The organism is Arenibacter nanhaiticus (assembly GCF_900141935.1).
In the GTDB taxonomy this organism is placed as follows: domain Bacteria; phylum Bacteroidota; class Bacteroidia; order Flavobacteriales; family Flavobacteriaceae; genus Arenibacter; species Arenibacter nanhaiticus.
On the sequence record NZ_FQYX01000002.1, the window covers coordinates 143,985 to 163,810 of the forward strand.

Sequence of the window (19,826 nt, forward strand, 5' to 3'; positions counted from 1 at the left end):
CCATTTTATTTTCAAATAAACCACCCTTCAACCGTGCAAAAAAATAAGAGGCAAAAACAGGCCAAGATTTTAAGAACATTCAGGAAAATTCATAGAACATCGGGCGCACTGTTATTTGTCTTCTTTTTTATCATCTCCATTTCGGGCTTACTATTGGGCTGGAAAAAACACAGTGGCGATTTAATTTTGTCCAAATCCCGTCAAGGAATTTCCACTGATCTTAAAGATTGGCTCCCTTTGGACGCGCTCCATACCAATGCCGTTAAAATATTTCAAGATTCCATTTCATCCACCCATTCTTTAGCCTTGGACCGCGTAGATGTCAAAAAGGACAAGGGAATGATCAAATTTATTTTTGAGCAGGGATATTGGGGCATACAGCTCGACGGCGCCTCCGGAAAACTACTACATATAGAAAGAAGGCGAGGCGATTTTATCGAGCAATTACACGATGGTTCTATCCTAGATAAATTCCTAAATACGGGAACAGGCCTTATTAAACTTGTGTATGCTACCATCATGGGGCTCGCTCTTTTTGTTTTTACCGCCACCGGATTTTGGTTATGGATAGGCCCTAAACGAATGCGAAAAGAAGCAGTCAAGGCCTAAATTCATCTTACATATTCCGTAAGGTACACCTAGTATTTTTTTTAAAAAAACATCTTATTTTAGGAGCATTCGCAATTTTTTAAACAATAGCCTAAAAATCCCTAGACGGTAGTTTCGCAGGCCGGGCATCAAAATTTGTTTAGGCCGAATCATCTTTTTTTGGGCGTTCCCTCCTTCGTCGGGCGGGCCCTTGGCTATATCCCTTGCCTTGCTGCGGGGATGCCGCCGCGGTCCCTAACGCGAAAAAATCAATCAATGTAGCCTTTCCTAAAAAAGGTAGTTAATCAGTTAAGAAATGTAGGACTCAGCCACTGAAGTTGCACCCTCCAAATACGACAAGGCCTGATTTACTTTCTTTGTCTAAAAGCAAAAAACCAATAATTTCTCGAAACCTCCACCATCTTCCTTACTATTTAACAAGTTAAACCTACCAAACACATAAGCCTCCTCCTTCAATTAAAAACGTTAATTCAATAGCATATCACCCTATAAATCATTAACTTAGAATTCAGCTGACTGATTAATCAATTGTATTAATAATAAGAAACTAATCATGATCAATGTCTACAAAAAAAACACTTTGCTAACAGCCATATTTATATTGTCGTTCATCAGTGCACCATATTTTATATCTGCTGCCCCTTTTGTTCAGGATTTACAGGAACAAGAAAGTCTTTACAACCAATACAAAGGAAAAATCGTAGATGGAAAAACCAACAAACCCTTGGTATTTGCCTCTCTTACTATAGAAAACACCAACATCAGTACCGTGAGCAATACCGAGGGCGAATTTATCCTTAAGGTTCCCAAGGCCTTGGACAAAGAGAACCTTATCGTATCTTTTTTAGGTTATAAAACAAAACTCCTATCCTTAGAAGAATTAACGGCGGAAAAAAATATAATAGCCTTAGAGACTTCGGTCACCGAACTTACTGAAGTGAGCCTTGCGATCCCCAAAAATGCCGCGAACCTTGTCAGGGAAACCCTTAAAAAAAGAGGGGAGCATTATTTTGACAAACCAACTCTTATGACTGCCTTTTATAGGGAAACTATTAAAAAGAGGAGGAAAAACGTCTCCCTGTCCGAAGCTGTGGTCACCATATACAAATCAGCCTATACTAATGACCGTAAGGATGTGGTTGAAATGTATAAGTCACGTAAAAGTACGGATTATAGCAAACTAGACACCCTTACCCTAAAACTTCAGGGAGGCCCATTTAATACCTTATTTGTTGATATGGTGAAATATCCCCAGTATATATTTACCGAAGAAACATTGGACTATTATGATTTTACAGTTTCTAGCTCTACCATGGTAAAGGACAAAGTGATTTTCATTATCAATTTTAAACAAAAGGAGACTATTAAGGACCAGTTATATCAGGGAAAACTATATATTGACGCGGAAAACAAAATTCTAACCAACGCCGTATATTCATTAAATATTACCAACAGAGACGAAGCGGCCAAACTCTTTGTCCGAAAAAAACCTGCCAATGCAAGGGTATGGCCCACCGATGTAGCCTATAGGGTAGACTATCGCGAAAAAAATGGCAAATGGTATTATGGCTATAGCAATGTACTATTGGAGTTTAAGATAAATTGGGACGATAAGCTATTCAATTCCGTTTATTCCTTAACTTCAGAAATGGCCATTACAGACTGGAGTGAAAACCCTACGGGTGAAGTTCCTAAACCAAGAAACCGATTAAAATCATCCATCATTATGTCGGACGAGGCTTCTGGATTTTCGGATCCTGATTTTTGGGGTGAATACAATATTATTGAACCTGAAAAATCCATAGAATCTGCCATCAAAAAAATCAAAAGACAATTAAAAAGATCTAGTGCCAAATAAGAACGGTCGGCCTATTGCTACCCTCTCGCAGTCATAATATTCAAACTGCTAAATTGACAGTCATATCTTAATGGGCAATGTTGTAAATTTAGCCCATTGACACTACAAGCATGAAAAAAAGGAGACAGTTTTTTAAAACAGCTTTGGGGGCTTCTGTAGCAAGTCTACTCCCCTCTACCATATTCGCTACTTCCACCCCCAAAAATCGACCAGACACACCCCCTGTTAAAGCCAAGGCGTTAAGAAAGGGCGATACTATTGGACTAGTAGCTCCAGGGTACTCTGTAAAGCCAGAGATGTTGGAAGAGGCCAAGGCCACTCTGATCAGCATGGGGTTTATTCCCTACCATACCGAGCGTATTATTGGGAATCATGGTTATTTCAGCAATACGGACGAGGAAAGGATCAAAGACCTTAATGAAATGTTCTCCAATCCCAATATCGACGGTATTCTTTGTGCAAGAGGCGGTTACGGATGTACTCGAATAATAAATTTGATCGATTACGAAAATATAAGACAAAATCCCAAAGCCTTTATTGGCTTTAGTGATATCACAGTCTTATTGAACGCCATCAACCAAAAAACAGGCTTAATCACCTTCCATGGCCCCGTAGGAAGCACGCTTAACGACGATTACAGTATAGCGCAACTACAAAAGGTAATCATGGCCCCTAGGGAATTTCAAGCTTTGGAGAACAAGGACTTGAGCGGTGAAAAAAAATATAGGCATCCGCAGTACGACCGTTATACTATTACCCCCGGAATAGCGAGCGGAAAATTGGCAGGAGGGAGTCTAACCATGGTCACTTCCCTGATGGGAACCCCACATGAGATAGATTTTACCAATGCCATTATATGCTTAGAAGAAATAGAAGAAGCCCCCTACCGCATAGACCGCATGTTGACCCAATTGATGCAAAGCAAAACCTTTTGTAAAGCTTCTGGAATTGTAATGGGTGTATTTGCCGGATGCGATACGCCACCAAACCGCCATAAGTTTACCTTAAAAGAAGTGATCATGGATAGAATCAAACCATTAGGTATTCCAGCGGTTTACGGTATGACCTTTGGCCATATAGACAACAACTTTACCTTTCCCATTGGAGCAATGGCTAGCTTGGACAGTGAAAAAATAAGCTTGGAAGTGTTAGAACAACCAGTGCTACCATAAGCAAAAAGAGTCTTATGGATTTTTAGCTGCCACATACTAACGACAACACTTAATAAAACAACCGCCCCTAGGGTTAAGAGCGGTTGTTTAGAAATAATCATTTTGACAATTAAAGCTTCGCTTCAATCAATAGAACTATTAGTTAGCTACCTCGCTAATAAACTTTAGGCGATATAGTCTCAGTTCCTCTTCTTCGTAATCTCCGTCGAACTCTTTTAGAGCTACTTTCAGGTCATCTGTTGTAGCTTCTAAAAAATAGTCGTGAATTTCTTCTTGCTGATCTTCATCCAAGATTTCTTCGATCCAATAATCAATGTTCAATTTCGTTCCGCTAAAAACGATCTGTTCCATTTCTTTTATAAGCTCATTCAGCTCTAGTCCTTTTGCCGAAGCAATATCATCCAAAGGCAGTTTCCTATCGACATTTTGAATGATATAAAGTTTAAGGGCAGAATTGGCCCCTGTACTTTTCACCACCAAATCATCGGGTCTTAAGATATCGTTCTCTTCTACATAGGTAGCAATTTCGGCAACAAAAGGTTTACCATATTTTTTGGCTTTTCCATCTCCTACCCCATAAATATTCACTAATTCTTCTATAGATATCGGATATTTCAAGGCCATATCTTCTAAGGAAGGATCTTGAAAAATAACAAATGGGGGCACTCCTAATTTTTGCGCCTGCTTTTTTCTTAAATCTTTAAGAATCCTCAACAACTTATCATCGGCCACACCACCTGCAGTTTTTGCCGCACTAACGATAGCATCGTCTGTCGCTTTATTATACACATGGTCGCGGGTCATCATAAATGAAGTAGGGTTTTCTAAAAACTCTTCTCCTTTAGGCGTCAGATGTAGTATTCCGTACTGTTCAATTTCTTTTTTCAGTAAACCGGCTACCAAGACTTGGCGAATCAGGGCCATCCAATACCCCTTATCCCTATCTTTTCCGATACCAAAGAATTCTTTTTCATCGGTTTTATGAGAAGCGATTAAGGCATTTACTTTCCCTGTCAAGGCCTTGACAATCTCTTTCGATTTAAATTTCTCACTGGTCCCTTTAACGACACTGATCAATTTAACGACATTGTCTTTAGCTTCGTGTTTTTCTTTAGGATTTCTGGTATTGTCATCCATATCGGCGCCCTCACCATTCACCTCATCAAACTCCTCTCCAAAATAATGTAAAATAAATTTTCTTCGGGAGATTGAAGTTTCGGCATATCCAACTATTTCTTGTAATAGTGCGTTACCGATTTCTTGTTCGGCTACGGGTTTTCCGGACATAAATTTCTCTAGTTTTTCTACATCCTTATAGGAATAAAAAGCTAGGCAATGTCCTTCTCCCCCATCTCTTCCTGCCCTACCAGTTTCCTGATAATAGCTCTCAATACTCTTGGGAATATCGTGATGGATTACAAAGCGCACATCGGGTTTATCAATCCCCATTCCGAAGGCAATAGTAGCTACAACGACATCTACGTCCTCCATAAGAAACATATCCTGGTGCTTTGATCTTGTTTTAGCATCAAAACCGGCGTGATAAGGCACTGCACTAATTCCGTTTACTTGTAACACTTGTGCCAACTCCTCGACTCGTTTTCTACTCAAACAATATATAATTCCAGATTTTCCCGAATTTTGTTTTACGAACCGAATAATATCACTGTCGACATTTTGGGTTTTTGGTCTTACTTCATAGTACAAATTAGGCCTGTTAAAACTTGCTAAAAATATTTTAGCATCGTTTATGCCCAAATTTTTAATGATATCTTCTTGTACTTTTGGCGTTGCGGTAGCTGTAAGGGCTATTAGGGGTATATTATCTCCCAACCTATTGACAATCGCTTTTAAATTTCGGTATTCCGGTCTAAAGTCGTGACCCCATTCTGAAATACAATGTGCTTCATCTACCGCTACGAAGGAAATTTTTTCCTTCTGCAAGAAATCGACATACTCTTCCTTTGTAAGCGACTCTGGTGCCACATACAACAGCTTTGTAACGCCACTACTAATATCTTTTTTTACCTGTTTTATCTCTGTTTTAGTCAAGGATGAGTTCAACACATGAGCAACCCCCATTTCTGAAGACAGCCCACGGATGGCGTCTACTTGGTTTTTCATCAAGGCTATTAAGGGAGACACTACAATGGCCGTTCCTTCCTGCATCAGGGCAGGTAATTGGTAACAGAGCGATTTTCCTCCACCAGTTGGCATTATCACAAAGGTATTCTCTCCCTGTAATATTGTTTTAACGACCTGTTCTTGTAAGCCTTTAAATTGGGAGAACCCAAAATACTTTTTCAAAGAGACACGTAAATCAATTTCATTTAATTTCATACAGTACTTGACCATTTAATAAACTCATGTTACAGCAACTGCAAAAATAAGATGCTTTAATAAGTTTTGGAACTTTAACTCCAATTTTTATTATAAATAAATTTGTTGAAATTTTAAATATTCTATAAACTTAAGTTTATGTAATTTTGTACACTAAATATAAGATTTCTTTAAAGAAAAATCACCATTAATCATAAATTACTTTGAGCGATACCAAAGCCATATTGGCTACAGCTAAAAAAACTATTGAAACGGAGGCCGATGCAATACACCAACTGGCTTCTTATTTAAACGAGGAGTTTTCCAGTGCTGTGGAATGTATTCGCCATTCTAAGGGACGTGTTATCATCTCTGGGATAGGAAAAAGCGCTATCATCGCATCCAAAATCGTAGCGACGCTGAACTCTACGGGCACTCCTGCGATTTTCATGCATGCCGCGGACGCGATTCACGGGGATTTAGGCACCATACAAAACCAAGATGTGGTTATCTGCATTTCTAAAAGCGGCAATACCCCTGAAATTAAAGTATTGGTTCCCCTCATAAAAAATGGCGGCAACAAATTAATAGGGATGACTGGGAATAGTGAATCATTTTTGGCCAACCAGGCCGATTTTGTCTTAAACACTTTTGTCGAAAAAGAAGCCTGCCCCAATAATTTGGCCCCTACCTCGAGTACCACGGCTCAATTGGTAATGGGAGACGCCTTGGCCATATGCCTGTTGGAATTAAAAGGTTTTGACAGTAACGACTTTGCAAAGTACCATCCTGGTGGTGCCTTAGGGAAAAAATTATATTTAAGAGTTTCCGATATTGCCAGCAATAATCTGATACCACAGGTAGATGTCGATGCCGATGTTAAAACGGTCATCGTAGAAATTTCCGAAAAAATGCTGGGCATTACCGCGGTATTAAAAGACAACAAAATAGTGGGCGTGGTTACTGATGGCGATATCCGTCGTATGTTGAACAAACATGACAATATCAGTGGCTTGACCGCTAAGGATATTATGAGCACTAACCCCAAGACCGTAGCCACAGATGTACTGGCTGTTAAAGCCCTGGAATTACTGCAAGACAAGGGAATATCACAATTACTAGCCGTGGAAGGCGATAATTACAAAGGAATAGTACATTTGCACAACCTAATAAACGAAGGCATATTATAATGACTAAAAAATTGAAGACCCCCAATGAAATGTCTTTCTTAGACCATTTAGAAGAATTAAGATGGCATATCATACGATCTGTTTTTGCTATAGTGATCATCGCAACCGTAGCCTTTTTAATGAAAGATTTTGTTTTTGGCACCATCATTTTTGGACCAATGAATCCAGAATTCCCAACCTACGATATCTTTTGTAGCCTATCGCAAAAATTAGGTTTCAATGAAGCTTTCTGTAATACGGAACCTGCTTTTACCGTTCAGAGTAGACAAATGTCCGAGCAGTTTTCTGCCCATATCTGGACCTCTATTTGGGCCGGTTTCATCCTTGGATTTCCCTATATTTTATATGAAATGTGGAAATTTATTTCCCCAGGGCTATATGACAACGAAAAACAAAACGCTAGAGGTTTTATTGCCATTGCATCTTTTCTTTTTTTCAATGGAGTATTATTCGGATACTATATTGTAGCGCCATTATCCATTAACTTTTTAGGAAGCTATTCTATTAGTGAAACCGTTGTTCGTGAGATCGATTTAAGTTCGTACATATCAACTGTTAGGGCCGCCGTAATTGCATGTGGACTAATCTTTGAATTGCCAATTATCATTTACTTTTTAACCAAAATAGGCCTGGTAACACCAGAAATACTGCGCAAGTATCGAAAAATGGCCTTGGTAGTTGTATTGATTCTTTCTGCCATCATTACGCCACCGGACGTTGCCAGCCAGATTATTGTAGCAGTACCTATTTTGATCCTATACCAAATAAGCATCTATATATCCAAAGTTGTTTTAAAAAGACAAGCTAAAAAAGAGCGAAAAAATGTCAAAGCAAATTGAAGAATTTAACGCCTATCGTTCTAAAATGAACGAGAAGTTGTTAGCCGACAACAATAAAATTATTAAAAGAATTTTTAACCTAGACACCAATGCCTATGCTGCAGGTGCCCTAGATGTTAAGACCAAGGAACTATTAGGATTGGTAGCTTCTGCCGTTCTGCGCTGCGATGATTGCGTAAAATACCACTTGGAGCGATCCTATGAAGAAGGCGCGAACAAGGAAGAGGTCATGGAAACCCTTGGCATTGCAACGCTCGTAGGAGGTACCATTGTGGTCCCTCATTTAAGGAGAGCATACGAGTTCTGGGAAGAACTTGAAAAACAATAAGTTAAAAAAAACTACATTTTATTTTTCTTGAAAAATATAAAGTTTAGTTTTGAAGGATAGCAAGATACTATGAAGCTAAGAGCAGAAAACATAATGAAGTCCTACCGAGGACGACAGGTAGTAAAGGGAATTTCTTTAGAGGTCAACCAAGGTGAAATCGTGGGTTTATTAGGCCCTAATGGCGCCGGAAAAACTACTTCTTTTTATATGATCGTAGGATTGATCAAACCAAATGGAGGCAGTATTTATTTGGACCAAAAGGAAATTACCAAATTCCCTATGTACAAGAGGGCTCAAAACGGCATTGGCTATTTGGCACAGGAAGCCTCTGTGTTTAGAAAATTAAGTATCGAGAAAAATATATTGAGCGTATTGCAACTGACCAAGCTCAGTAAAAAAGAGCAGTTGATGAAAATGGAATCGCTCATCGAAGAATTTGGATTGGGGCATATTCGAAAAAACCGTGGCGATTTATTGTCGGGGGGCGAAAGAAGGCGAACCGAAATAGCCAGGGCATTGGCAACAGATCCCAAATTCATACTCTTGGACGAACCTTTTGCTGGGGTAGACCCGGTAGCCGTAGAAGACATTCAACGTATTGTTGCTCAATTGAAAGACAAGAACATAGGCATTCTTATTACCGATCATAACGTACAAGAAACGCTGGCCATTACAGAGCGCTCTTATTTAATGTTCGAAGGTGGTATATTAAAATCGGGGATTCCCGAAGATTTGGCGGCCGATGAAATGGTCCGTAAAGTATATCTAGGACAAAATTTTGAGTTACGGAAGAAAAAACTTGACTTCTAAATCCATAAGAATAGAAATAAAAAAAGGCCGCGAATTGCGGCCTTTTTTTATTCATGGTATGTAATAATGAGCCTTACACCTTATTTTTAGCACTAATATTACTCACTATAGAGCTGCCCACATAAAAGGCAAGAATAGCCGGAATTGCCATAAATTTCATCGTCAGTAAAAATACCACACTGACTATTAAAAAGATATAACGATTTGCATTGTCCCTAAGGCTCCAGTTTTTAAACTTTAAGGCAAATAAGGAAATCTTAGCATTCAGCAAAAAGGCACTGAAAAGCGTCACCCCAATTAAAAACCATTGATTTAGGATCAACTCATTTAAGAAGTCGTTATTGTGGTAGATTAACATTAGGGGAAAGGACAGTATCAACAGGGCATTGGCTGGAGTTGGCAAACCAACAAAAGAAGAGACCTGATTTTCATCAAGATTAAATTTCGCCAATCGGTATGCGGAGGCCATGGTTATAATAAATCCGAAAAATGGCAGCAACGGCATCTCAAACAATTCCCAAGATATACTTTCTGTAGCCCCGTTGGCAACATTGAGGTTCCACCCCCCGGTGTAAGACATCCTCAATAACTGAAACATTGCTATACCAGGAACCAATCCGCTAGTGATCATATCTGCCAAGGAATCTAACTGTAGCCCCAATTCACTTTTTACGTTCAGTACCCGTGCTGCCAATCCGTCGAAGAAATCGAAAAATATGCCCAGAAAAACGAAGCCTGCAGCTACTTCTAATTTGTTAGAAACTGCAAATACCGTGGCAATGCAACCACAGAGTACATTTAATAAAGTAATGAAATTAGGAATATGACGTTTCATCTGTATGTTTTTTTGTTTGAATATTAATAGACTACCCTTACTATTTAGGCTAGGTTTATATGAATTAATTAGCGGGTCCGGAGGCGTAAATTCTGGTGTGCCATTTCACTTGCTACGCTATTTTCTTCGCACCGGACAGCGGTAAAAATAACATTAATTAAAAAATGCCGTCTATTTAAATCCGCTTTTTTATAATACAATAGCCCATAGTTCCTAAATCCTATTATTTATTCGATATTTGCGGTAACTATTTCAAAGGTAGTCAGTACTGATATTATGCGCTTAAAGATCCTTTTAATTACATTTCTACTGGTGGGGCTCCCCCTGTATACTATTGCCCAATTAAAACCACTTTCGTCCAAGGCCGAAGTCAGTGTCATTACCTGTGGCGCAGGTGATGAACTCTACTCTACTTTTGGACATAGTGCCTTTAGAGTTTATGATCCTGTGAATGGTATAGACGAGGTATACAATTATGGCACTTTTAATTTTGACACTCCAAACTTTTATCTAAAGTTCACGCAGGGCAAGCTGCTTTATTCCTTAAGCAAGCAGGACATGCCCTATTTCCTATATGCCTACCAGGTAGAAAATCGCTGGGTAAAAGAACAAGTGTTACATCTAGACAGCAGTGAGAAAAATGAATTATATGAGTTTTTAGAAAACAATCACCTTCCCGAAAACAGGGATTACAAATACGATTTTCTCTACAACAACTGTTCTACAAAAATCAGGGACGTATTGGAAGAAACCTTGGGAAAAAACCTAAGTTTTAAGGAAAACCATCTGGAAAAAAGATATACGTTCAGGGAATTGATCCATCAAAACCTGAGACTCAATTCTTGGTCTAGTTTTGGCATAGATCTGGCCTTAGGAGCTGTCATAGACAAAAAGGCTACCCCACAAGAGCATATGTTCTTGCCAAACTATATAATGTACCAACTGAGCAATACCACCTTAAACTCGACCCCCTTAGTATCCAAGGAGCGGACTATTTTAAAAGAAAAAAGCATTCCAAAGAGCAATTCCTTTTTTACTACCCCCCTATTTTGGTTATCGGTCTTTTCAGTAGGCATCCTTATCCTTACTTATTCAGACTATAAAAACAAGAAACGAACAAGAGTTTTCGATTTCCTATTGTTTTTTATATCGGGAGCAGCAGGAGTTCTATTGCTGTTTTTATGGTTCCTGACGGACCACACTGCTACCGCCGTCAACCTTAATGTTTTATGGGTATTTCCGTTTAATATTATTGTGGCCTTTGCAATTATTAAGAAGCAACCTCCTATCAGTTGGTTGTTAAAGTATCTAAAAACACTTTTTATCTTACTTATTTTAACGATCTTATTAGGAGTGTTTAAAATTCAGAACTTCTCTCCTTTAATTACCCCTATAATTATTGCCCTTACGGTGAGATACCTATTTTTATGGAGACATCTCCAAAACCAATTCAGTATTAAATAAAGACAAAATGAACCTACTTACTGTAGAAAACATATCCAAATCATTTGGTGAACTGGTCCTTTTTTCGGACATCTCTTTTGGAATTAACAAAGACCAGAAGATAGCTTTTATCGCCAAAAATGGAAGTGGAAAAACTTCCATTTTAAATATCCTTTCAGGAAAAGACACTCCAGACACCGGGCAGGTCAACTCCCGAAAAGGCATCAGGATTTCTTTTTTGGAACAAGAACCGGACTTAGATCCCAATTTAACCATAGAAGAAACCATTTTCGCCTCGGACAACGAAGTGTTAAAGGTTATACGCAACTACGAAAAAGCCTTGGCCAGACCTGAGGAGGAAGACGCCTACCAAAAAGCTTTTGAAGCCATGGAGCGTTTTGATGCCTGGGATTTTGAAACCCAGTACAAGCAAATTTTATCTCGCCTTAAGCTAGACGATATCAACCTAAAGGTAAACTTACTGTCCGGTGGACAAAAAAAACGTATTGCCTTGGCCAATGCCCTGATCAATAGGCCCGATTTATTGGTGCTCGATGAACCGACCAACCATCTGGACCTGGAAATGATCGAATGGTTAGAGCAGTACTTCGCTAAAGAAAACATCACCTTGTTTATGGTTACTCACGACCGTTATTTCCTAGAAAGGGTATGTAATGAAATTATAGAATTGGACAATGGCCAGCTGTATTCGTACAAAGGCAATTACTCTTATTACTTAGAAAAGAAGGAGGCTAGACTAGAACAAGAAGCGACAGAGCAACATAAATCCAAACTGCTCTTTAAAAAGGAATTGGATTGGATGCGAAAACAGCCCAAGGCACGAACCACCAAGTCAAAATCGAGGATAGACGACTTTCAAGATATTAAGGAAAAGGCCAGCAAACGAAGAACGGAGCACCAAGTACAATTAGAAATCAACATGGAGCGCATGGGAAGTAAGATCCTTGAACTTCATAAAATATCAAAATCCTTTCCCAACAAGCCCATTTTAGACAAGTTTGAATACAATTTTCTAAAAGGCGAGCGCATAGGGATTATCGGAAAGAATGGTACTGGAAAATCGACTTTCCTTAATATCCTTACCGGAAAAGACGAGCCTGATAGTGGAAAGGTAATAATCGGCGACACTATTAAATTTGGTTATTACACCCAGGCGGGGATCAAAATAAAAGAAGGCCAAAAAGTAATCGATGTCATCCGTGAATTCGGAGATTACATCCCTTTGATGAAGGGGCGTCAAATTTCTGCCCAGCAGCTATTGGAACGTTTTCTTTTTGACCGTAAAAAACAATATGATTTTGTCGAAAAATTAAGTGGTGGGGAACGAAAACGTCTTTATTTGTGTACCATTCTAATTCAAAACCCAAACTTTTTAATTTTGGATGAGCCCACTAATGATTTAGACATAGTAACCTTAAATGTTTTGGAAAGCTTTCTATTAGATTTCCCAGGCTGCCTATTAGTGGTTTCTCACGACCGTTATTTTATGGATAAGATCGTAGATCATTTATTTGTATTCCGTGGAAAGGCGGAGGTCGAAGACTTTCCTGGCAACTACTCCGATTTCAGAGCTTATGAAGATAGCACCGAGCAAGAGAATAAAACTGCCAAAGAAAAATCTGGGGATAACAAAAATCAAAAAAACACCTGGAAAGAAGAAAACACAGCCAACAAGCTTACTTTTCAAGAACAGAAAGAATACAAGCAATTAGAAAAGGATATCCAAAAATTAGAGACCAAAAAATCGGCTCTCCAAAATATGTTCTTAGACCCGTCGCTTAGCGGGGAGGAAATCTCAAAACTATCTATTGAACTCACTGAGATCAATAACGCTATAGATCTAAAATCTGAACGTTGGTTTGAACTTGCCGACATCAGGGATAATTAAGCATTATCAGCCTTTGAATTTCTTTACAAAAAGGAACTTCAAAGGCTGATATTCTTATTAAGATCGACCCAAAAAAAACATCCTCATTTAAAATAAATATTGTCGAGAATGCTCTTCCGATTTTTAGCCCATATAAGGTTTCTATTAAACTCAACCAATCACCACGGAGTCCATTCTCCTTTTATATTTAAATACGTCACTAAGGGTTTATATAGCACCCAAGGCTTTAAAACCACCAAGTCCCTTAACATCGTCTTAAAAACCCTTCTTTTTTTTAAAATAAAGCGCGTTCAACTTATCACTAAAAATGGTGCGACCAAAGACCTGATTTTAAGACACAACAAGGACATTTCATTTGTCGCGGCCTCTGAAGAATTTATGTATTGGGAGCAGCCTAGCGCAACACTCATCAAACATCAAATCACCGATAACAAGCATCTGGCCCCTACATCAATCCTTTTTATTGATAACATCCACAATTCTAAAGAATCGGAGATCTTATGGGAGACCGTAAAAGATCTGGAAATAGTTACCGTTACCATAGACCTATTTTATGCCGGAATAGTCTTTTTTAGAAAGGAACAAGCCAAGGAACATTTTAAAATACGATTTTAAACTTGTAATTTTAAGCAAGATTCAAAGATTATAACAAGCATTATTAATGGATTATATTGTTTACATAGTACTAGGTATTTTAGTTATCATTTATTTAATAGGACAAGCTACCAACAAAAGAAAGTCGAGGTCAAGGAAATCGAGAAAATTTATGGAAGGGTCTACACTAGCAGATAAAAAGCAAAAGAAGGACCAAAAATCAAAAGGCCTATAGCATTTGACTATACTACAAAGGCTTTTTATAAATTCCTTTTTGTAATTTCAGATCGTTCTTTGGAGAACCACATAAACATTTAACAGCTGATGAAAATTTACACAAAAACAGGTGACGATGGCACCACTGGCCTATATGGAGGCACAAGGGTTCCCAAATACCATCTGCGTATTGAAAGTTACGGCACTGTAGACGAACTAAACTCGTGGATAGGCTTAATCAAAGATCAGGACATTGCCGATTCACTTAAAAAAACGCTCCTCGTACTTCAGGATAAACTTTTTACCATAGGGGCTCTTTTAGCGATAGACCCTAAAAAGGAGAAACTTAAAAACGGTAAGGACAGACTTCAAATTACCAAAATATCCACTGCGGACATTGAGGTATTGGAACAGGAAATAGACCAAATGGATACCTTATTACCTCCTATGACACATTTTGTATTGCCTGGCGGTCACACAACAGTGTCATATTGTCATATTGCCCGTACAATATGCCGTAGGGCCGAGCGTTTGGTTACAGAGCTTCATGCCATGGAACCTTTAGATCCTAGCTTGTTGTCCTATCTGAACAGGCTTTCAGATTTTCTATTTGTATTGGCACGAAAATTGACTTATGATTTGGGAGCTGAAGAAATAAAATGGATCCCAGAGAAAAAGAACCAATAATCAGCTTATAGATTCGGTATCAAATTATTAAAAGCGATCAAATTGTTTATAAACAAGTTGAATTTTATCAAAAAAAACTTGCCTATATCAGTTTAAAAATTACATTTGCAAAATATTATAATAAATTTATTACAATGTATTGGACATTAGAATTGGCATCTTACTTAAGTGATGCACCCTGGCCTGCCACAAAAGATGAGTTAATAGATTACTCTATTAGAACCGGAGCTCCTTTAGAAGTTGTAGAAAATCTGCAATCTATGGAAGAAGAGGGCGGGGAAATTTATGAGTCAATCGAAGAAATATGGCCAGACTACCCTTCAGAAGAAGATTATCTTTGGAACGAAGACGAGTATTAAAATATTAACTGAATTACAACAAAAAAGTCTCATAAGAGGCTTTTTTTTTACGTATTTTTGAAATCACAACACTCCCTATCTTAGGATAGGAACGAACGCATAGCCCCAAAAATCAAATAAAATAAGCTATGCTATTTCATAATAAAAGACCTCTATGAGGCCTTTCTTTAACAACAGTACATATTATGAGTTTTATAAATTCGATATTAAAGGTTTTCGTAGGCGACAAGTCCGAAAAAGACATCAAGGAACTCAAACCCCTAGTCGACAAAATAAAATCTTTAGGTCCCGCGATGGAACAGTTAAGTAACGATGAACTTCGTGAAAAGACCGTTTCTTTTAAGGCTAAGATTGCAGAAGATTGTAAGGAAATCAATCTGAAGATTGAACAACTTTTAAAAGAAGTCAAATCCTCCTCGGATATAGACAAAAATGAAGACATCTATGCGGAAATCGACACCTTAAAAGGAGAGATTTACACCATTTCGGAAAAGGCTCTAAATGACATTTTACCAGAAGCATTTGCTGTAGTCAAAGAAACAGCCAGCCGTTTTGCTCACAATACTACTATAAAGGTAACGGCTTCGGAAAATGACAGATTATTATCGGGAACCAAGGACTATGTAAGTCTTGAAGGCGAACACGCGATTTGGAAAAATTCTTGGGATGCCGCTGGGAAGCAGGTTACTTGGGATATGGTACATTACGATGTACAGCTAATTGGTGGAATTGCCCTTCACCAAGGGAAGATTTCTGAAATGCATACTGGGGAAGGAAAAACTTTGGTTGCATCCCTACCTTTATATTTAAACGCCCTTACCGGAAATGGCGCCCACCTAGTAACGGTAAATGATTATTTGGCAAAAAGGGATAGCGCATGGATGGCTCCATTGTTCGAATTCCATGGTCTTACGGTAGATTGTATAGACAAACACCAACCAAATTCAGAAGGCAGAAGAGCGGCTTATAACGCCGATATTACCTACGGCACCAACAATGAATTTGGTTTTGACTACCTAAGGGACAACATGGCACACACCCCGAAGGATTTGGTTCAAAGACCACATAACTACGCCATTGTGGATGAGGTAGATTCCGTGCTTGTCGATGATGCCCGTACTCCTCTTATTATTTCTGGTCCAGTTCCTGAAGGAGACCGACATGAATTTAACGATTTAAAACCTAAGGTAAGCGATATCGTTTCCAAACAACGAGCATATTTGACAGGCGTTTTGGCCGAAGCTAAAAAACTTATCCAAGAAGGGGACACCAAAGAAGGTGGTTTCCTATTGCTCAGGGTATACAGAGGTCTTCCAAAAAATAAGGCCCTGATAAAATTTTTGAGTGAGGAAGGAGTAAAACAATTGCTTCAGAAAACCGAAAATTTCTATATGCAGGACAACAACAGGGAAATGCCTAAGGTAGATGAAGAACTGTTATTTGTTATAGATGAGAAAAACAACCAGATAGAACTTACTGAAAAAGGAGTTGAATATCTTTCTGGCGATGGGGACAAGGATTTCTTTGTAATGCCCGATATAGGCAATGAAATTGCCAAAATTGAAAAGCAGGAATTAGAGATAACCAAGGAGGCCGAATTAAAAGAAACCTTATTTAAGGATTTTGCCATAAAAAGCGAACGTATCCATACCATGAACCAGCTATTAAAAGCCTATACCCTTTTTGAAAAGGATGTAGAATATGTGGTCATGGACAATAAGGTAATGATCGTTGATGAGCAAACGGGCCGTATCATGGATGGCCGTCGTTATTCTGACGGACTTCACCAAGCTATTGAAGCCAAGGAAAATGTTAAGATTGAAGCCTTGACCCAAACCTTTGCGACGGTAACCCTACAGAATTACTTTAGAATGTACCGAAAATTATCGGGGATGACGGGTACTGCTGTTACCGAAGCTGGGGAATTCATGGAAATCTATAAGCTAGACGTTATGGAAATCCCTACCAATAAACCAATTGCAAGGGATGACAGACAAGATTTGATTTATAAGACAAAACGTGAAAAATACAACGCCATCATTGATGAAGTAACAAAAATCTCCCAGTCTGGAAGACCTGTGCTCATTGGTACTACCTCTGTTGAAATTTCCGAATTGTTATCTCGAATGTTGACCATCAGAAAGGTTGCTCACAATGTGTTGAACGCCAAACTTCATAAGAAGGAGGCCGATATCGTTGCGGAAGCTGGTAATGCCGGAGTGGTAACTATAGCCACCAACATGGCCGGTCGTGGTACCGATATTAAATTAAGTCCGGAGGTTAAAAAAGCAGGAGGATTAGCCATCATAGGAACAGAACGACATGATTCTAGAAGGGTAGACCGTCAGTTAAGAGGTAGAGCAGGACGACAAGGTGATCCCGGAAGCTCACAGTTCTATGTGTCTTTGGAAGATAACTTAATGCGTTTGTTCGGATCGGACAGAGTTGCCAAATTGATGGATAAAATGGGCTTGGAAGACGGAGAAGTCATTCAACACTCCATGATGACCAAATCTATTGAACGCGCACAGAAAAAAGTAGAAGAAAACAACTTTGGTGTTCGAAAAAGATTGCTGGAATACGATGATGTTATGAACGCCCAAAGGGAAGTTGTCTACAAAAGAAGGAGACATGCTTTGCAAGGTGAACGTCTAAAAGTAGACATCGCTAATATGATCTACGATACCTGCGAAGTAATCGTAGAGACCAATAAGGGCGCCAATGATTTCAAAAATTTCGAGTTTGAACTTATTAAGTTTTTATCCTTAACCTCTCCCGTTTCCGAAGATCAATTTGGAAAAACCGGAGTACAGGAATTGGCCAACATCATATACAAGGAAGCGCACCAGCAGTATGTAAATAAAATGGAGCGTAATGCCGCTACCGCCTTTCCGGTGATAAAACAGGTTTACGAAGACAATGCCAGCAAGTTTGAAAGGATTGTAGTGCCTTTTACCGACGGAATTAAATCCCTAAACGTAGTCACCAATTTACAAGAAGCATACGAAAGTAACGGAAAGCAACTTGTGACCGATTTTGAAAAGAATATTTCTTTGGCTATTATAGATGAATCTTGGAAAACTCACCTTAGAAAAATGGATGAGTTAAAACAATCGGTTCAATTAGCGGTTCACGAACAAAAAGACCCATTGCTTATTTATAAGTTTGAGGCATTTGAACTTTTTAAAGGAATGATCGAAAAGGTAAATAAAGAAATCGTTTCCTTTTTATTCAAAGCCGAGCTTCCTAATCAAAGTAATGAAATACAAGAAGCCGCCAATATTCGCAGACCTAAAGAAAATTTAACGGTCAGCAAGGAAGAAATCCCTAATGTAGATGAAATGGCTGCCAAGAGCAGAGCTGTGGGACAAAACCAAGGCGGTAGACCGCAGGTTACGGAAACCATTATCAGGGAACACGCCAAAATTGGCAGAAACGAGAAGGTTACTATTAAAAATGTAATCTCTGGGGAAAGTAAAACACTAAAGTTTAAACAAGCCGAGCCCTTAGTAGAACGAGGAGAATGGGTAATCGTAGAAGAGTAAAAAACTTACGCCCCAATTCCCCCGAGTAATCGGGGACTATATATCTATAAAAAAGCGACAACTCATATCAGTTGTCGCTTTTTTTATTCCCTCCTATTAATTTCTAATAATAAGTCATTACAAATGTAGTTTCCTATCCTTACTCGTATTCTAGGTATTCCCTAAAAGCCTGATGAGCTTACAAAAGGCGACAGAATGGCCTATTTGGTTTTAGCTTACTAATATTGGTGATTATAGGAACATTTAAACGAGTTTAGCCTTGTTCCTTTTAGTCGTGAAGGCCAATGCTTTTTTCACCCTATAATTTTTATCCATGTAAAGACGCGCTACATCTTGTTCTTTGTCTAAAGAAAACTCCATTTTCTCTGAAGCGATTACCACTTCCATTATTATAGTTTCTTCTTTAAGGTCGTTCTTTGGACATTGTGATTGAGCGGAAGATGCGATAAAAAAAACAAAGATCAAGGTAAAAAGTGCTTTCATAACTAGTAGGTTTCTTATGTAAAAATAACACCTGTTACATCTAAGAATACCCCTCAAATCGCCAAAAACCCTATATATTTCGGTATCTGACAATTCTCTAGATTAAGTGCTGAATAAATCGGATTATGGTTTTGAGCCTAATTATTATTTATCGAATTATTGCGTCTTTTGTCGAGGTTTTAGAAGGAACGCTCGGAAGAGAGCTGTCCATAAAATTGACGGTCTGCATCGCAATCCGGCTATTTTAAGTTATATACTTGACTATTATTGTTGACGTAAGCAACCTTAGCTCCCAAAGCATCGCAAGCACCCTATAGTGTTGCTGTTAAACCAAATCATTTCATACCCGCTACAATTTTTTTTTTGCGTTAGGGACCGCGGCGGCATCCCCGCAGCATCGCAAGGGATACAGCCAAGGGCCCGCCCGACGAAGGAGGGAACGCCCAGATTAAAACAGCTATAGAGCATAAAAATCTAAGGTCTGCAACCAATAAAATTCGATTTAACAACAACTAAAAGAAATCGCTCCTCCTCTATTATTTTTTCATAATCACTCTCTATAAATTCGAAAAAGTATCATTTTAAACCATTTATTGCCATAAAACCGTAAGTATTTACACCCAATAAGAA

General features: G+C 38.7%; 16 protein-coding genes. 13 read left to right on the forward strand and 3 right to left on the reverse strand.

What is annotated here, in order from left to right; all coding sequences use genetic code 11:
* Nucleotides 1-33 precede the first annotated feature (33 nt).
* The 3 genes from BUA16_RS01895 (at nt 34) to BUA16_RS01905 (ending at nt 3,639) form a co-directional block, all read left to right on the forward strand.
* A complete protein-coding gene (locus BUA16_RS01895) occupies nt 34-609 on the forward strand; it encodes a PepSY-associated TM helix domain-containing protein (protein ID WP_072762943.1) in 576 nt (191 codons plus the stop codon).
* 553 nt (nt 610-1,162) lie between these two features.
* Nucleotides 1,163-2,467, forward strand: coding sequence for a carboxypeptidase-like regulatory domain-containing protein (locus BUA16_RS01900; protein ID WP_072762944.1), 1,305 nt, complete (start codon nt 1,163-1,165; stop codon nt 2,465-2,467).
* A 110-nt stretch (nt 2,468-2,577) separates the two neighbouring features.
* Nucleotides 2,578-3,639: a S66 peptidase family protein gene (locus tag BUA16_RS01905; protein WP_072762945.1), complete on the forward strand. Its 1,062-nt coding sequence runs from the start codon at nt 2,578-2,580 to the stop codon at nt 3,637-3,639.
* 138 nt (nt 3,640-3,777) lie between these two features.
* On the opposite strand, the gene recQ is transcribed toward BUA16_RS01905, so the two are convergent.
* Entirely contained in the window at nt 3,778-5,979 is a 2,202-nt protein-coding gene (recQ, locus tag BUA16_RS01910; RefSeq protein ID WP_072762946.1) for a DNA helicase RecQ, read from the reverse strand.
* A gap of 203 nt (nt 5,980-6,182) precedes the next feature.
* Here recQ and BUA16_RS01915 point away from each other — a divergent pair, with 203 nt between their 5' ends.
* The 4 genes from BUA16_RS01915 (at nt 6,183) to lptB (ending at nt 9,125) form a co-directional block, all read left to right on the forward strand.
* Nucleotides 6,183-7,148 carry a KpsF/GutQ family sugar-phosphate isomerase gene (locus BUA16_RS01915; RefSeq protein ID WP_072762947.1) on the forward strand — a complete coding sequence of 322 codons (966 nt, stop codon included), beginning with the start codon at nt 6,183-6,185 and terminating at the stop codon, nt 7,146-7,148.
* Nucleotides 7,148-7,987, forward strand: a complete 840-nt coding sequence (gene tatC, locus BUA16_RS01920; protein ID WP_072762948.1) for a twin-arginine translocase subunit TatC — start codon at nt 7,148-7,150, stop codon at nt 7,985-7,987. Before BUA16_RS01915 ends, tatC begins: the two co-directional genes overlap by 1 nt.
* On the forward strand, nt 7,971-8,315 hold the full coding sequence (locus BUA16_RS01925) for a carboxymuconolactone decarboxylase family protein (protein WP_072762949.1): 345 nt from the start codon (nt 7,971-7,973) through the stop codon (nt 8,313-8,315). The genes tatC and BUA16_RS01925 overlap by 17 nt, the downstream gene beginning before the upstream one ends.
* Before the next feature lie 69 nt (nt 8,316-8,384).
* Nucleotides 8,385-9,125 carry an LPS export ABC transporter ATP-binding protein gene (lptB, locus tag BUA16_RS01930; protein ID WP_072762950.1) on the forward strand — a complete coding sequence of 247 codons (741 nt, stop codon included), beginning with the start codon at nt 8,385-8,387 and terminating at the stop codon, nt 9,123-9,125.
* A 73-nt stretch (nt 9,126-9,198) separates the two neighbouring features.
* Here lptB and BUA16_RS01935 read toward each other — a convergent pair whose 3' ends face one another.
* Nucleotides 9,199-9,960, reverse strand: coding sequence for a CDP-alcohol phosphatidyltransferase family protein (locus BUA16_RS01935; protein ID WP_072762951.1), 762 nt, complete (start codon nt 9,958-9,960; stop codon nt 9,199-9,201).
* Between the two features lie 276 nt (nt 9,961-10,236).
* On the opposite strand from BUA16_RS01935, the gene BUA16_RS01940 reads away from it, so the two are divergent.
* The 6 genes from BUA16_RS01940 (at nt 10,237) to secA (ending at nt 18,713) form a co-directional block, all read left to right on the forward strand.
* Nucleotides 10,237-11,424: an Lnb N-terminal periplasmic domain-containing protein gene (locus tag BUA16_RS01940; RefSeq protein ID WP_072762952.1), complete on the forward strand. Its 1,188-nt coding sequence runs from the start codon at nt 10,237-10,239 to the stop codon at nt 11,422-11,424.
* A gap of 7 nt (nt 11,425-11,431) precedes the next feature.
* Nucleotides 11,432-13,312 carry an ABC-F family ATP-binding cassette domain-containing protein gene (locus BUA16_RS01945; protein ID WP_072762953.1) on the forward strand — a complete coding sequence of 627 codons (1,881 nt, stop codon included), beginning with the start codon at nt 11,432-11,434 and terminating at the stop codon, nt 13,310-13,312.
* Nucleotides 13,313-13,420: 108 nt separating this feature from the next.
* The gene (locus tag BUA16_RS01950) at nt 13,421-13,927 is read left to right on the forward strand and encodes a hypothetical protein (protein ID WP_072762954.1); all 507 of its coding nucleotides are present in this window, start codon (nt 13,421-13,423) and stop codon (nt 13,925-13,927) included.
* A gap of 303 nt (nt 13,928-14,230) precedes the next feature.
* On the forward strand, nt 14,231-14,809 hold the full coding sequence (locus tag BUA16_RS01955; RefSeq protein WP_072762955.1) for a cob(I)yrinic acid a,c-diamide adenosyltransferase: 579 nt from the start codon (nt 14,231-14,233) through the stop codon (nt 14,807-14,809).
* A 134-nt stretch (nt 14,810-14,943) separates the two neighbouring features.
* The gene (locus BUA16_RS01960; protein ID WP_072762956.1) at nt 14,944-15,168 is read left to right on the forward strand and encodes a DUF2795 domain-containing protein; all 225 of its coding nucleotides are present in this window, start codon (nt 14,944-14,946) and stop codon (nt 15,166-15,168) included.
* A 185-nt stretch (nt 15,169-15,353) separates the two neighbouring features.
* Complete coding sequence (gene secA / locus BUA16_RS01965; protein WP_072762957.1) at nt 15,354-18,713, forward strand: preprotein translocase subunit SecA; 3,360 nt, start codon at nt 15,354-15,356, stop codon at nt 18,711-18,713.
* A gap of 243 nt (nt 18,714-18,956) precedes the next feature.
* Here secA and BUA16_RS01970 read toward each other — a convergent pair whose 3' ends face one another.
* Nucleotides 18,957-19,196, reverse strand: a complete 240-nt coding sequence (locus BUA16_RS01970; RefSeq protein ID WP_072762958.1) for a hypothetical protein — start codon at nt 19,194-19,196, stop codon at nt 18,957-18,959.
* Nucleotides 19,197-19,826 lie beyond the last annotated feature (630 nt).